Origin of the sequence: Ruegeria sp. THAF33, from assembly GCF_009363615.1 — a bacterium.
Classification (GTDB): domain Bacteria; phylum Pseudomonadota; class Alphaproteobacteria; order Rhodobacterales; family Rhodobacteraceae; genus Ruegeria.
Genome location: NZ_CP045384.1, coordinates 3,150,603 through 3,164,674, shown reverse-complemented (window position 1 = coordinate 3,164,674; position 14,072 = coordinate 3,150,603). Strand labels below are relative to the sequence as shown.

Annotated in this window: 12 protein-coding genes, 1 tRNA gene and 1 pseudogene; 5 read left to right on the top strand and 9 right to left on the bottom strand. The window is 56.8% G+C overall.

What is annotated here, in order from left to right; genetic code table 11:
* Positions 1 to 16: 16 nt before the first annotated feature.
* The 4 genes from FIU92_RS15880 to FIU92_RS15865 form a co-directional block, all read right to left on the bottom strand.
* Positions 17 to 943, bottom strand: a complete 927-nt coding sequence (locus tag FIU92_RS15880) for a DMT family transporter (protein WP_152459540.1) — start codon at positions 941 to 943, stop codon at positions 17 to 19.
* A 148-nt stretch (positions 944 to 1,091) separates the two neighbouring features.
* A complete protein-coding gene (locus FIU92_RS15875; RefSeq protein WP_152459539.1) occupies positions 1,092 to 2,114 on the bottom strand; it encodes an aspartate-semialdehyde dehydrogenase in 1,023 nt (340 codons plus the stop codon).
* 95 nt (positions 2,115 to 2,209) lie between these two features.
* Positions 2,210 to 3,295: a glycosyltransferase family 4 protein gene (locus FIU92_RS15870; protein ID WP_172978511.1), complete on the bottom strand. Its 1,086-nt coding sequence runs from the start codon at positions 3,293 to 3,295 to the stop codon at positions 2,210 to 2,212.
* Positions 3,285 to 4,457 (bottom strand): MFS transporter, encoded by a 1,173-nt coding sequence (locus tag FIU92_RS15865; protein WP_152459537.1) that lies wholly within the window; start codon positions 4,455 to 4,457, stop codon positions 3,285 to 3,287. The genes FIU92_RS15870 and FIU92_RS15865 overlap by 11 nt, the downstream gene beginning before the upstream one ends.
* A gap of 141 nt (positions 4,458 to 4,598) precedes the next feature.
* Here FIU92_RS15865 and FIU92_RS15860 point away from each other — a divergent pair, with 141 nt between their 5' ends.
* Positions 4,599 to 5,741, top strand: coding sequence for a DUF3095 domain-containing protein (locus FIU92_RS15860; RefSeq protein ID WP_152459536.1), 1,143 nt, complete (start codon positions 4,599 to 4,601; stop codon positions 5,739 to 5,741).
* Between the two features lie 4 nt (positions 5,742 to 5,745).
* Here FIU92_RS15860 and FIU92_RS15855 read toward each other — a convergent pair whose 3' ends face one another.
* Entirely contained in the window at positions 5,746 to 6,516 is a 771-nt protein-coding gene (locus tag FIU92_RS15855; protein WP_152459535.1) for an HpcH/HpaI aldolase/citrate lyase family protein, read from the bottom strand.
* Positions 6,517 to 6,748: 232 nt separating this feature from the next.
* On the opposite strand from FIU92_RS15855, the gene hpaR reads away from it, so the two are divergent.
* Together hpaR and FIU92_RS15845 are read left to right on the top strand one after the other, a co-directional pair.
* Entirely contained in the window at positions 6,749 to 7,183 is a 435-nt protein-coding gene (gene hpaR, locus FIU92_RS15850; protein ID WP_152459534.1) for a homoprotocatechuate degradation operon regulator HpaR, read from the top strand.
* Positions 7,184 to 7,791: 608 nt separating this feature from the next.
* A complete protein-coding gene (locus tag FIU92_RS15845; RefSeq protein ID WP_152459533.1) occupies positions 7,792 to 8,490 on the top strand; it encodes a fumarylacetoacetate hydrolase family protein in 699 nt (232 codons plus the stop codon).
* A gap of 3 nt (positions 8,491 to 8,493) precedes the next feature.
* Here FIU92_RS15845 and FIU92_RS15840 read toward each other — a convergent pair whose 3' ends face one another.
* Together FIU92_RS15840 and FIU92_RS15835 are read right to left on the bottom strand one after the other, a co-directional pair.
* Positions 8,494 to 9,714 (bottom strand): winged helix-turn-helix domain-containing protein, encoded by a 1,221-nt coding sequence (locus tag FIU92_RS15840; protein ID WP_152459532.1) that lies wholly within the window; start codon positions 9,712 to 9,714, stop codon positions 8,494 to 8,496.
* Positions 9,711 to 10,736: a LacI family DNA-binding transcriptional regulator gene (locus FIU92_RS15835; protein WP_152459531.1), complete on the bottom strand. Its 1,026-nt coding sequence runs from the start codon at positions 10,734 to 10,736 to the stop codon at positions 9,711 to 9,713. The genes FIU92_RS15840 and FIU92_RS15835 overlap by 4 nt, the downstream gene beginning before the upstream one ends.
* 115 nt (positions 10,737 to 10,851) lie before the next feature.
* Here FIU92_RS15835 and FIU92_RS15830 point away from each other — a divergent pair.
* A tRNA-Arg gene (locus tag FIU92_RS15830) sits at positions 10,852 to 10,928 on the top strand.
* A 370-nt stretch (positions 10,929 to 11,298) separates the two neighbouring features.
* On the opposite strand, the pseudogene FIU92_RS15825 reads toward FIU92_RS15830, so the two are convergent.
* Positions 11,299 to 12,024 (bottom strand): annotated as a pseudogene (locus FIU92_RS15825) (IS5 family transposase).
* A gap of 158 nt (positions 12,025 to 12,182) precedes the next feature.
* Positions 12,183 to 12,752 carry a TetR/AcrR family transcriptional regulator gene (locus tag FIU92_RS15820; protein WP_152459530.1) on the bottom strand — a complete coding sequence of 190 codons (570 nt, stop codon included), beginning with the start codon at positions 12,750 to 12,752 and terminating at the stop codon, positions 12,183 to 12,185.
* A 125-nt stretch (positions 12,753 to 12,877) separates the two neighbouring features.
* On the opposite strand from FIU92_RS15820, the gene gntH reads away from it, so the two are divergent.
* A complete protein-coding gene (gntH, locus tag FIU92_RS15815) occupies positions 12,878 to 14,071 on the top strand; it encodes a guanitoxin biosynthesis MBL fold metallo-hydrolase GntH (protein ID WP_172978510.1) in 1,194 nt (397 codons plus the stop codon).
* Position 14,072: the final 1 nt, after the last annotated feature.

The window sequence follows — 14,072 nt, the reverse complement described above, 5'->3', positions numbered from 1 at the left end:
CACCTCGGGCGCGGACTCACCTGTGACGTTGACTGCTGATCACGGTGGTAACGGTTCGTGTTGCGCGACTTTGTGCAAGTGCGATGGCGCTCAAAACCAAGGCACAGGCCACTGCTTGCGCACCTGTGATTGTTTCACCGAAAGCAAAAACGCCCACGGCAAACATTGTCGGCAGTTCAATGCTGCCGATAACGGCCGTGCGCGATGCCCCGATGACAGGGGAACAGACGGTGTAAATCAGCTGGGGAACCAGTGCCGTCATAAGACCGATCCCGACGATCAGAAACCAGTCACTGCCGCCTGCTGGCAGGACTTCGTCAATTTCCGAAGAGATAATCAAAGGGGTTAGCCCGACGACCGATCCCAACGAAACCGACGCTATCCTGGCCAAAGGAGCAATTCGCGAAAGACGGTGTACAAGCACGCATATGCCGAAGCCAAATCCGAAAGGTGCAGCCAAAGAGACAAGCAACGTTGGAATTTGGTCAATCGGTACGGATGCCGGAGACCCTGCAATGCCTGCCGCAAGAACAATCAAACCGGCCGCAACAAGGCTGCGCCGCGTCGGCGGATCGGCGAATATCGCCCAAGCGATGATGATCGTAAACACCGGGTAGGTCATGTAAAGAACACCCACCGTTGATGCCGGCACTGTTTCAAGTGCGGTAACATATCCGACCCACCCAAGCCCCATGACTGCCCCCGCAGCCATACCCCAGACTAATTCCCGCCGGTTTGAACGATGCTTAAAAAGGGTGGGCAACAATAGGATCGCCGTCAAAATGTACCGATAAAACGCAACTGCGTAGGGCGCGAGTCCCTGGTCAGTGAGACCTCGGCTGAAATAGGGTACAAAGCCAAAACAGATGGATGCAAAGAACACTCCCGCCCCGGCAAGGGCGTAGGGTATTGGATCGTGCTTGCTTGATGATGGCCGGCCCATCTTTGACACCTACCATGCAGTATTTCCGTTGGCATCAGCAACCTGACCGACCGTCACGTCGTCTGTAAACCGGCTATTGGAAAACAAAAAAACCCGCTGAACAATCAGCGGGTTTCCTGGTTTTCAAGCTTTGACGAAAATCGGGATGTCAGCCCTTTTTCAGAACCTCGCGGCCCAGAAGTTCCGCGATCTGCACCGCGTTCAGGGCGGCGCCCTTGCGCAGGTTGTCGCTGACGCACCACAGGTTCAGACCGTTCTCAATGGTCGAATCCTGGCGGATACGGCTGATGAACGTGGCGAAATCACCCGCGCATTCGACCGGCGAGACGTAGCCACCCGCTTCGCGCTTGTCGATCACCATGATGCCAGGTGCTTCGCGCAGGATGTCGCGGGCTTCGTCTTCGTCCAGGAATTCCTCGAACTCGATGTTCACAGCCTCGGAATGGCCGACGAAAACCGGCACGCGGACACAGGTCGCGGTGACCTTGATCGACGGGTCGACGATCTTCTTGGTCTCGACAACCATCTTCCATTCTTCCTTGGTCGAGCCGTCATCCATGAAGACGTCGATCTGAGGGATGACGTTGAAGGCGATCTGCTTCTGGAATTTCTTCGGCGGCACGTCCGTGGTGGGGTTGTAAACCGCCTTGGTCTGATCCCAAAGTTCATCCATGCCTTCCTTGCCCGCGCCCGACACCGACTGATAGGTCGACACCACGACGCGCTTGATCTTGGCGCGATCATGCAGCGGCTTAAGTGCCACCACCATCTGCGCGGTCGAACAGTTCGGGTTGGCGATGATGTTCTTGTTCTTGTAGTCGTGGATCGCCTGCGGATTACATTCCGGCACGATTAGAGGGATGTCGGGGTCATAGCGATACAGCGACGAGTTGTCGATCACCACACAGCCAGCCGCAGCCGCTTTGGGGGCATAGGTCTTGGTTGCGTCCGAGCCGATGGCAAACAGGGCCATGTCCCAGCCGGTGAAATCGAAGGTGTCGATGTCCTGGGTGGTCAGTGTCTTGTCGCCAAAGCTTACTTCCGTACCCAGCGAACGACGGCTTGCCAGCACGGCAAGTTCGTCGACGGGGAACTGGCGTTCCGCCAGAATGTTCAGCATTTCGCGGCCCACGTTACCCGTGGCGCCGGCGACAACGACGCGATAGCCCATTTCATGTCTCCAAAGTTAAGGACGCGCGTTCATAGCCGCGTTGCAGCAAAGAAAAAAGGGCTATCACGGGTGATTTGGCCGAATTGACGTCGATTTTAACCCGAATGCGCGTTTTCACCCGTGTTCAGCAAAGACCGATAGACCTGCACGATGGCCTCGGCCTCACCTTCGATTCGAAAATGCTGCTCGACACGCTGTCTTGCGGCCTGACCGGATTGCACCAGCTTGTCCGGATCGCTCAACATCTGTTCCAGTGCTTCGGCCAGCGCCCCGGCGTTGTCCTTTTCGATCAAGCGGCCGGTTTTCCCGTCCTCGATCTGGGCGCTGAAGGCTCCGACCCCGTGGCAGGCGATTGCAGGCACGCCGGAGGCCATCGCCTCAAGCGGTGTAAGGCCGAACCCTTCGTGACGGGCCGGGGCCACGAACAGGTCCAGAGCGCGGTAGGTTTCAACGATTTCCTCCCAGGGACGCTCGCCCAGGAAGTGCACCCGTTCCGACAGCCCGGCAGCTTTGAGCTTGGCCTCCTGTTCCTGTTGGAACGCTTCAAATTCTTTGGTGGCGCGCCCGGTGAACACGATGCTGGCGTCGGGATGGTTCGGCAGAACCTCGATCGCCGCATCCACCAGAAGATCGACACCTTTCTGAGGTCGAATGCGCCCGAAACACCCGATCAAGGTCCCTTCTGGCAGCCCCAGTTTCTGCCGCAGGGCGGTTTTGTCCTCGGCCGGGTGAAACAGTTCGGTGTTCACACCGTGCATGATGACGGTTGCGGGATGTTCCAGAAACGACGCCGCTTGCGGCGTTGTGGCGATCAGCGCATCCATTTTCGAAATCAGCCATTTAGTGAACCCCGAATGATTTCGTTGCGCAGCCGAGGTGAACAGAAGTTTCAGATTGCGTCGCAGCACATGTTTCAGAAACAAACCCATCAGCATCTCGGTGTTGCGCCGTGCATGCCACACCCGAAGCGTTCTGTTCGAAAGGAACGGAATTTTGATTAACCGGATATGAGGCAGATCATCCGGCAGGCCGGGTCCCGTGGCAACGATCCCGATCATATGCTTCTGGATCGGCAGCAGGCGGATGACGGTTGTGGTGACGCCGGAGAGGCTGTGTTTCAGGTTCGGCGCTATAACCTCGATTTCCTGCACGGCTTGCTCCGCAATTGCTTCAATCCACATTATCCCGGCTGAATAGATATATCACGCAACCGAAGGCAAGGGTTACGGCAAAAAACCCGAAAATCGCGGTGTAGGGCGCGGTCGTTCCGGCCTGGGTAGTGGCGGCATGAATGCGCCCGGTGACGAATTGGGCGATGCCGACCCCTCCGATTCCGAAAAGGTTCAACAGGGTTACGCCTCGGCCCACCAGATTGGGGGGAACGAAGGCCCGACCATGGGCCATGATGACCGGAAAACTGGCCCCGGTGAACCCTATGATGGCCAACAGCAGAACGGACAGCCATGTGGCGTGGTCGATCCAAACGCAAAGCAGGGTCAGTGCCACGACACCCAGCGCGTTGCCCGTGAAGATAACCCATTTCCGAGTGCCGAAGACGCGATCCAGCGGTCCGTAGACAAAGGTGCCGACAATCATCGCAGACCCCATGACCAGTGTCGCGGTGCCAATCTGGGTGGTGCTGAGCCCGAAGACATCGTTCAGATACGGCCCGGCCCATAGCCCGCGCAGCGCGGCAGAGGGCGCATAGGCCACCAGCATCAAAGGCATGATCAGCCACAGTGCAGGCTCTTTCAGCAGGTCCAGAAGTGAACCCTTGTGTTCCGTATCAACCTTCGCTGGATCGCGCAGGCTCAGCCAAATACCCAAAGCAATCGCAGCAGATATCACGGCCAGCCCAACCATAGTGGCGCGCCATCCCATCCATTCGACAGCAAGCGCAGTCGGATAAGAGGCCACGAGATTGCCCACTGACCCAACACCCAGCATGACGGCGGCCAGTGTCGCGAATTTCGCGGGCGGGTATTCGCGGGCAAAGATGAAGTAAGAAGCCATCAGAACCGGAGAGCACCCAACCCCGATCAGGCCCATGGCAATGCTGACATGCAACGGTGAGGTCGCGACCGCAAAAATTGCGGATCCTCCTGCACCGCCAACCAGAAGAAGCGCGGCTGCGGTCAGCCTGGGCCCAACCTTGTCCAGCGCCCAGCCGACCGGGATTTGCATAGCAGCGAACACCAGAAACCAAAGGCCGGATGCAAAGGCCAGATCTTCGGGTGTAGCACCGATATCGCGTTCAAGATCCAGGCTGAGCACAGCCAGAAATGCACGGAAAAACTGGCTGAGCACATAGCCCAGGCACAAAACCACCAAACCCGCCTGCATATCCCGCCTCTTTTCCGCTCATCCGAAAGGAATGCTTGGCACGCAATGATGCAACGCACAAGCATGTGTACTATGTTTCAAAACGAGGACTCGGGCCGCATTCCGGCTATCATTGCCAGAAGTTTGATTTCGAGGGGGAAAATGAAAGACCTCCATTCCGCATTTTACGAAAACCTGCCCCTGCTGAGGGATTTCACCCGTCTGGCGGACCCGGCACAGTTTTCGCCGATGCCCGACGACTGGTTTCTGGGGGTCGCCGACATTGTCGATTCAACCGGCGAGATCGCGCGGGGACGATACAAAACCGTCAACACCGTGGGGGCTGCTGTTATCTCGGCGATGATAAACGCGATGGACGGCAAGTTGTTTCCCTATGTCTTTGGCGGCGACGGGGCGGCGTTTGCGATCCCCCCCAGCGAAGTTGAAGCAGCGCGGGATACTCTGTCAGCCATGCGGCGCTGGGCGGAAGAAGAGTTTTCCATGCCGTTGCGTGCGGCGCTGGTGTCGGTGGCGGATATCCGAAAAGCAGGCAGGGACTTGCGCGTCGCTCGTTTTGCGCCCTCTTCCGGGGTGGATTATGCCATGTTCTCAGGCGGAGGCTTGGCCTGGGCCGAGGCAGAAATGAAAGCGGGTCATCATGTGATCGCGCCTGCCGAACCGGGTGCGCAACCGGACCTGACAGGCCTGTCATGCAGATGGTCCAACAGCCCGGCGCGGCACGGTCAGATCGTGTCACTGGTCGTTGAACCCACTGCGTCGGCAACTGAACGCGACTTTGCCGACCTTGCGCAATCGGTTCTGTCCGCGTCAGAAGAGCTGGAGCGCGCAGGTCATCCGGTGCCGATGAATGGTCCGCCCATGAGTTGGCCGCCCCCCGGCCTCGACATTGACGCGCATGTTTCGCGCAACGGGCGGAATTTGTTTCTGCACAAGCTCGTTCTTCTGTTTCAGAACCTGCTGATCGCGATATTGTTCAAAACAAGCAAGAAGCTGGGGCAGTTTGAACCCGAACATTACAGGACGATGGTCAGCAGCAATGCCGATTTCCGCAAGTTCGATGACGGCCTGAAGATGACGTTGGATTGTGACCCGGCCACTTTGCGACAGATCGAACACTTGCTGAAAGAAGCACGCGGGCGCGGCAAAATCCGATACGGTCTGCACGTGCAGGACGAGGCGATGATGACCTGTTTCGTCCCGTCGGCCACACGGGACGATCATGTGCATTTCGTTGACGGTGCCTCGGGCGGCTACGCCCAGGCCGCAGCGGCCATGGTCCGTTGAGCGGTTAGTTGGCTTTCCATCGTGCGGCGAGATCACGTGCCGTTTGCGTCAGCAGCATCACATCAATGCCAACCGCCAAGAACTGTGCGCCCATATCCAGATATGCCTGACGGGCCTCGTCATTTGTGGCCAGAATGCCCGGCGCTTTGCCTGCGGCCTTGATCCGGGTCAGTGCATCCCGGATAACCGCCCGCACCTCGGGTGCCGCGCTGTTGCCCTGATGGCCCATATCGGTCGACAGATCGGCAGGGCCAATGAATACGCCATCGACGCCTTCAACATCCAAAATGTCGTCCAGAGCAGCAATTCCGGCGCGGGTTTCCACCTGCAACAACAGGCAAATCTCCTGATCTGCGGTCTGAATATAATCTCCGACCGATCCGTACATCGTCGCCCGCGATGCCATCGCGCCCACACCGCGGACACCGGCAGGGGGATAACGGCAGGCCCGAACCAGCTCTTGCGCCTGCTCGGCGCTTTCCACGATCGGAACCAGAATGGTCTGAGCACCCGCATCCAGAACCATCTTGATCAGCCAGGTCTCACCCACGGGAACCCGCACAACCGCATGAGAGTCGCTTGCCGCAAGCGCCAGAAGCTGGTCCCGGATCGACCGGATATCGTTTGCGGCATGCTCTCCATCGATTACCAGCCAATCAAAACCGGCGGTTCCCATCATCTCGGCCGCTATAGGCTCCGCAAAGCTCATCCAGCACCCGATCTGCATTTTTCCCTTTTTTAGAGCCTGTTTGAACGCGTTCTGCTGCGCAGCCATACTGTTTCCTTTGTTGCAAAACCTTCGGCGCCAAGTGGTCGCGAAAGCGGCCGTTTCCACATCTTCTTACGTGGCGCGAAATTGTCCAGTTTTAATGCAATTTGGCGTCATCGGATTGACGGCGGCAAAGGCGCGTCACGCAAGGGCGGCGGCGTCCCGGCGGTTCTTGTGCTTCAAACCGAAGACCGAGGGTTCCCTTGCGTAAATCACGGATTTCGGCGATAATTTTGGCATGACCGACGACCTCCCACTGACGTCGCGATCTTTGCCCATTGCGCTTTTGCGGGCGCGGGAAAAGGTTATGGGACCCATCCGAGCAATGCTGGCCGACGCCGGTGTCACCGAACAGCAGTGGCGCGTGTTGCGCGTGTTGAACGAAGAAGGCCCGCAGGAACCGACGCATATTGCCGAACGCGCCTGTCTGTTGTTGCCAAGCCTGACACGGATACTGCAAAAACTGGAGCATCGCGGCCTGATCTCCCGACGATGCCACCCGGCTGACCGGCGTCGCCAGATTGTCGAGATCGGCGAGCGTGGCGTTCAGATCATTCACGCCAATCAGCCCGCCAGCATGGCGCAGGCGGAACGCATTCGTTCCCGCCTGGGGCCGGAAAAACACGAATTGTTGCTGGATCTTCTGAACGATTTGAACGACCTGGATACCTGATGCCGGGGGCAGAACATGGGTGTCATTTGCAAGGACCCCGCCGGAGATTTTAGGGGCGATCTCCGACGGGGTGGCCAGACTTGGATTTGGGTTTGGCCTGGCCTGAGGCCGGTTGCGTCACGCCTTGCCTGACGGTCCGGCCTGCGCATCGGAGTATATGGCGAGCCGGAAATGTGGCTCTGATTAGGGCCTTTTGGCCTTTGGGGGAAAGGCCGTGCACCTATGCTCTCCGAAACAGTCTTGGGCAAATGCCGAAGGGAAACCTGGCCCGCAAGGGATGACTTGGCGTCATTCCGGCCGAGAGTTTCCGCATGCGCGGTGATTTGCTGCCATCGCACCCCTCAAGCTGGATGCGCCCCGAAATTCCTATTCAAGACTTAGCCCGACTTGCGCCAGAGCCAAGTTAAATTCCGATCTGCCCAAGTTCCGGTGCATCAATAAAGACGGATGTGAAACAGCATTGGAACGGCACTGGGCGTTCAGGTCAGAATTGAGCAGGTTCGCGCTGAAACAACTCTTGGATATTGGCGAAATCCAGCGTGCATTCCCGGCTTGCTGGCAGCTCTGGCAGGCGTAAGATGGCAGCGATGAAAAATTCAGGAACCACGATGTCAAACAGCCTGTTTTCCCTTCCCGATCCCATAACCATTCCTGTCGTTGGCGAGACGGCCGGGTACCCTGTCGGGCGCATTTTCTGCGTCGGGCGAAACTATGCCGCGCATGCAGCAGAGATGGGGAATGAGGTGGATCGCGATGCGCCCTTCTATTTCACCAAATCCGCGCCAAACGCAATCCTGTCCGGCGCGACGGTTCCGTACCCGGCGGGGACGAAGAATTACCATCACGAAATGGAGCTGGCGCTGGCAATCGGAAAACCGGTGTTTCGTGCCTCGAGTGCGCAGGCTTGGGATGCGGTTTATGCCTATGGCTGCGCGCTCGACATGACACGCCGCGATCTGCAACTCCTCGAGCGGGACAAACAGCGGCCTTGGGATCTGGGTAAAGACGTCGAAAACGGAGCAGTCTTCGCGCCGCTGACCCCTGCCGTGGACTGGTCGCCGGACGATGGCAAACATATCCGGCTGAGCGTGAACGGCGAACTACGTCAGGACGCTACCCTGGAAGAGCTCATCTGGAAGATCGATGAAATCGTCAGCCATCTGTCCGGTTTCTACCATCTGCGCCCCGGCGATCTGATCCTGACAGGTACACCGGCCGGCGTAGGCCCGGTTGTGGCCGGCGACATCATAACAGGAGAGATTGACGGGCTGGAACCGATCAAACTGACCCTGACGGACGCGGAATAGGCCCTATTTAGGGTCTTTCAGCCAGCCCCTTGCAAATTCCACCTGGGTGACGCCTGCCAGTCGGCGCACCCGGTCCAGTTCGGCGTTCAGGCGACGGCTGCGGGCGTCAGACCAGCGCACCCCGCGTTCGGGCCAGAGCGCTTTGACATGCAGCAGGTCGCGATCGCGATGCGCCTTCATGTCGATCCGGCCGATCAATCGATCGCCTTCAAGCAAGGGGAAGACGTAATACCCATATGTGCGCTTGGCTTCGGGCACGAAAACTTCGATACGATAGTGAAAGCCAAACAGCCGCTCGGCCCGGTTTCTGTCCCGAAGCATGGGATCAAACGGGCTGAGCACGCGAATCCGACCGGGCGGTTGCGGCAAGTCGGTTGCCCGATCCATCAAATCAGGGCGGGCAAAGGTTTTGCGCAGGCGTCCATCGGCGCAAGTGGCCTCGATCTCTTCGATATTTCCTTGAGCCAACGCCGTGGCACACCAGTCTTTGGCTTCGGCGGCGGTAACCGTGCCCCAGAACGCGGCCAGCTCTCCGGACGTGGCAAACCCCAACCGGTCCAGCGCTGCGTTGCACAGCCAATCCACGGTCGCCGTCGCATCACAGGCCATGTTCCCGGGGCACAGGTGGGTTTCGATCACACGTTCGGTCAGATCATAACGTTTCTGAAACCCATCGCGGCCCACGACGGTCAGGGCCCCGGAACGCCACAGAAACTCCAATGCGGTTTTTGACGGGTGCCAGTTCCACCAACCGCCCGAGCCTTTCTTTTCATCCCTGCCAACGTCTGACGAACACACGGGCCCGTGGTCGCGGATGTGTTGCAAGACAGTCTCGAACTGTTGCTCGAACCCATCCCGCCGCCAGTTCTTCCAACGGGCCTTCAACAGATCCGCATCACGCTGAAAGCGCAGATGCCAGTGCGGATAGAACGACATCGGGATCACGGCCGCATCATGTGTCCAGTGTTCGAACAGCGCTTTTTCCCTTTCATAGAGCCTTTTCAGGTTGGCGCTTCGATACGCAGGCCGTCGGGAAAACAGGATCATGTCATGAGCGCGGGCAACCGTGTTGATGCTGTCAAGCTGCACGAATCCCAACCGCTGGACAAGGTCCAGAAGCCCGGCGCCCTTGGCCGCGCCCGCGGGTTGTTCGGCCAAAGCATGGCGATCCAGAAAAATGGCGCGGGCCGTCCAGTTGTCGAGCCGCTTCAGGGGCGCATTCATCGTCGTTTCAGGGTATCGCCATAGCTGATCTTGGGGGTCAGCGTGACCCGTGTCTCGATTTCGGAATCCGGGTCCTTCAGGCGTTCAGCGATGATCTGTGCGGCCTGACGTCCTATGTCCAGACGACAGGCATCCATCGTCGCCAATTTGCGCGGAAGACCCTGCAAAAGTTCCACGTTGTTGAACCCGGCCAGACCGATCTGCCCCGGGATATCCACGCCTTGCTCCAGCAGGTACAACAGACCACCGGCGCCAATCATATCGTTGGAATAATACAGGAAATCCAGATCAGGCGACCGATCAAGCATGGCCTGTGTCATCTCGCGCCCCTTGGCCAGGGCAGAGCCACCGGAATAGAACTCGCGATCTTCAATCTCGATCCCGTGTTTGCCTAGCACTTCGGTAAACCCTTCAAAGCGTTTTCGGGCACGGTGATCCAATGGCATCTTGGTGCCCATGAAGCCGATATGTTGATACCCGGCCTTCAGAATCGCCTGCGCCATCTCGCGCCCGGCGCGGCGATGCGAGATGCCCACCATCGCGTCGACAGGTTTGCCGTCGGTATCCATGATCTCGACCACCGGAATGCCCGCCGAATCCAGCATGGCGCGGGCCGCGTCAGTGTGTTCCAGCCCGGCAATGATCACGCCCGAGGGTCGCCACGAGAGCATCTCGTACAGCACTTTTTCCTCTTTCTCGGGCAGATAATCCGTCACGCCAACCACGGGTTGCAGTTCGGTATCTTCCAGCACCTGATTGATGCCGGTCATCACCTCGGGAAACACCATGTTCGAAAGCGAGGGGATGATTACCGCGACCAGGTTGACCCGGCTGGATGCCAGCGCGCCCGCGATCTTGTTGGGGACATATCCCAGCTCTTTTGCGGCGGCCAGAACGCGGGTGCGGGTGGCGTCGGACACATCCCCCCTGTTACGCAGAACCCGGCTCACCGTCATCTCTGAGACACCGGAAGCCTCGGACACATCACGAAGGGTAAGCGGGCGTTTGGTTTCACTGTTCACGGGAGGCACCTGCGTAGTTGTTTTGTCCGATGCTAGCGCGAACAGGTCGGTGTGTACAACAATTGTGCAAAGGCGATGACAACACGGAAATTCCCGGTTACAGAAGGCGGGGCGCGGCCCCGTGGCTCAACTGGATAGAGCAGCCCCCTCCTAAGGGGCAGGTTGCAGGTTCGAATCCTGCCGGGGTCGCCAGTTTTTGTAAGTCTTTATTTTAGTGATCATTTGGCGTGCGTGGTGTCACGGGCGGTGGTGGACTTACACGACGAATTTTAAACACGAAAAGCAGGCCATGAGCAATGATAGGAACCTTGAGCAACCAAGCGGACCCGGTACGGCTTGGCGGGTTAGGATGTCTACGCCCAAATTTTAATGGGCACCACTGATCCAGAGATGGGCAAACTTTTTGGTCGAAACATCACCAGAAGCCTTGGAGGTGTTTAGCACAAAGCAACGGCACGTAAGTTGCGCGAAGTGGAACTTAGCAAGGTTCGAGAGTTGGAATTACAAGCGCTAGGCTCAGGGCTCATAAGCAGTATATGACGATAGCCGCGAGTGCGATTGTTTACAGGAAAGCCTTCGGGCAGCGGGCGTATTGTGTTGCAACTCACCGCCAATCTTTCAACCTGCCGAACATGATCTCAATACGGGTGCGACGTTTGTAGCGTCGCTTGTCGTATCGGACGGGCTTCTTTCGCTGTCTTCGACCAGGTGTGCAGGCCTTTATCCCTTTGTCTTGTAACGCTTCTCTGAACCAATCGGCATCATATCCACGATCTCCAGGCAGCCAATCCACGTCCGGCAGACCGTTTAGCAGGGCCTTTGCACCGGTATCATCACTGACCTGACCGGCGGTCATAAAGAAGTTCAACGGGTGCCCCTGGCTGTCACAGATGGCATCTAGCTTCGTGTTCATGCCGCCTTTGGTGCGTCCCCTCTCGGCAGCATCCTGTAGATGCGCCTGCCAGGCAGTGTATCAGTCGTCATCGCCCCCTTTTTTGACCCCGAGGCTGGATGCCATGCGGTGCGCCTTCAGATAGGTCGCATCAATCACCACGGTCTTTTCTTCGCCGTGATCGGCGGACAGGCCCATCATCATTTCCGCGAAGATGCCCTTATCACTCCACCGCTTCCAACAGTTGTACAAGGTCTTGTGTGGCTCGAATTCCTTGGGTGCATCACGCCATCTTAACCCGTTACGATTAATGAATATAATCCCACTCAAAACACGCTTGTCATCGACGCGAGGTTTCCCGTGGGACTGCGGGAAGAAAGGCTCAAGACGCGCCATCTGCGTGTCCGTTAGTCAGAAGTGATCAGACATGTTAATCGCTCGTTTTCGAACCGTGAATCACGCCGCATAGCTTAATCCAATGGGTCATGAGGCTGGTAAAACTAGTGTTCCGTTTCCAGCAAGCATTCTATTCCGGCTAGTATCCTGACTTTTTTCTACTTTCCAATAAGAATTGCGTGTTCCCGTTCGATGACCTTTTCCCAATCGCCTTGCGCCTTCAGACCAGTCGAAGAGTCTCCCATTAGCGACGTGACCATGAGTCTTCCACGCGCTTTCGCTTCCTCATTCGAGAAACCGGCCTGTTCAAACATCCAGGCGGCAAATTGGAAGCGTTTGCCGATGGTTCTTTGATACGATTCTTTCACCTTCTCATCGGTATTCGCCCAGACTGAGACAGCGTGATCAGGCAATGCGGCGTCCTCTTCAATGACCTTTTTCATAAGAAGAAGAATTCGGTCTTCCGGGGGGCCGCCAAATGTCTTTGCCTGTGCGATCACTTTGTCAGTCAGTTCCTGCTCCCAATATCTGAGAACCTCATCCAAAAGCTCACGGACGTTTTTGAAATGCCAATAAAAGCTACCGCTTGTCAGGTTCAGTCGCTTTGCCATTGGTACGACTTTTATCGCGGAAACGCCGCCCTCGTTCAGGACTTTGTAAGCCAGCAATATCCAGTCTTCTTTGGTCGCGGCGTTTTTGGGTGAGGCTCGGGTGATAGTTTCTGACATTCAGATTACAGCATTCTTTGTTTGACATAGAGCAGTCTATGGACTTACCGTAGAGAAGTCTATGGTTGACTGGGAGTTCACGACATCGTGCTCTCCTAAGCAACATGCAGAAAAGGGGGGGATCAATGAATAGCATTATGAATTCCACGACTGGCGCACTATTGGCATTGGGTTTGTCGTTGGCTGGCACCGCTTCAGCGCAAAACGCGCTGCCGACTGGTCGAACTGCTTCTGCAATTGAAAATGGTGTTTATCCCGCGTCATACTTTCCCAACACTGAAATCCTTGGCGCGGATGAGATGCGTATCACTGCATTGGGGACGGGGATGCCCAACCAAACCAAAGCTGCCGTTTCGATTTCATTTTATGTTGAACTAGGAAATGGAGACGTTTTCCTGTTTGACGTGGGCACGGGTGCAACTGGAAACTTGTTTTCATTGAGACCGGATTTTGCGAAGGTCGATAAGGTCTTTTTCAGTCATTTGCATGTAGACCACGTTGGAGACTTCATGGGTCTTCATGTTGGGGGTTGGCTTTCGGGCAGATATACTCCGCTCCGCGTCTTCGGCCCGTCCGGATCAGAGGATGAACTGGGCACCAAAGCCTATGTAGAAGGAATGTCAAAAGCCTATGCTTGGGATCTGGCCACACGTACGGGGGCGCTGCCGGATGATGGTGCCAAGCTTGAAGTTACCGAATTCGATTACATGCAGGAAAACGAGATCGTTTATCAGGAGAACGACGTAACTATCCGTTCCTGGCCTGCTATCCACAGCTTAGATGGCTCGGTGAGTTATTCTCTGGAATGGAATGGACTGAAATACGTCTTTGGCGGAGATACTTACCCAAACAAATGGTACGTAGAATATGCCAAAGGGGCGGATATCGCTTCTCACGAGGCTTTTCTGCCACCTGACGCTTTGGCCCCATATTTTGGCTGGGACATGAAACAGGCGACCTATGTAGCCACGCGCGTTCATACCGAACCTGCGGCCTTTGGCAAAGTGATGTCTGCGGTCGAACCGCGTATGGCGCTGGGGTATCACTCTGTTCTTTCACCCGAGAATTATCAGGCGATTTTGGAAGGTGTCCGTTCGACTTACGATGGACCGCTCACACTCGCGCGAGATCTTCAGGTGATCAACGTCACCAAGGACCAGATCGTTGTTCGGGAAGCGAGTGTTGATGACTATGCACTGCCACCAGCTGTGAGCGACGAGTATATCAATGCCCCGCGTTCAAAAGAAAAAGAGCCGTCCGACAAAGTCAAAGCGGGCAAATGGGATGGTTACACGCCACCGCCAATGCCGGAAAAATAAA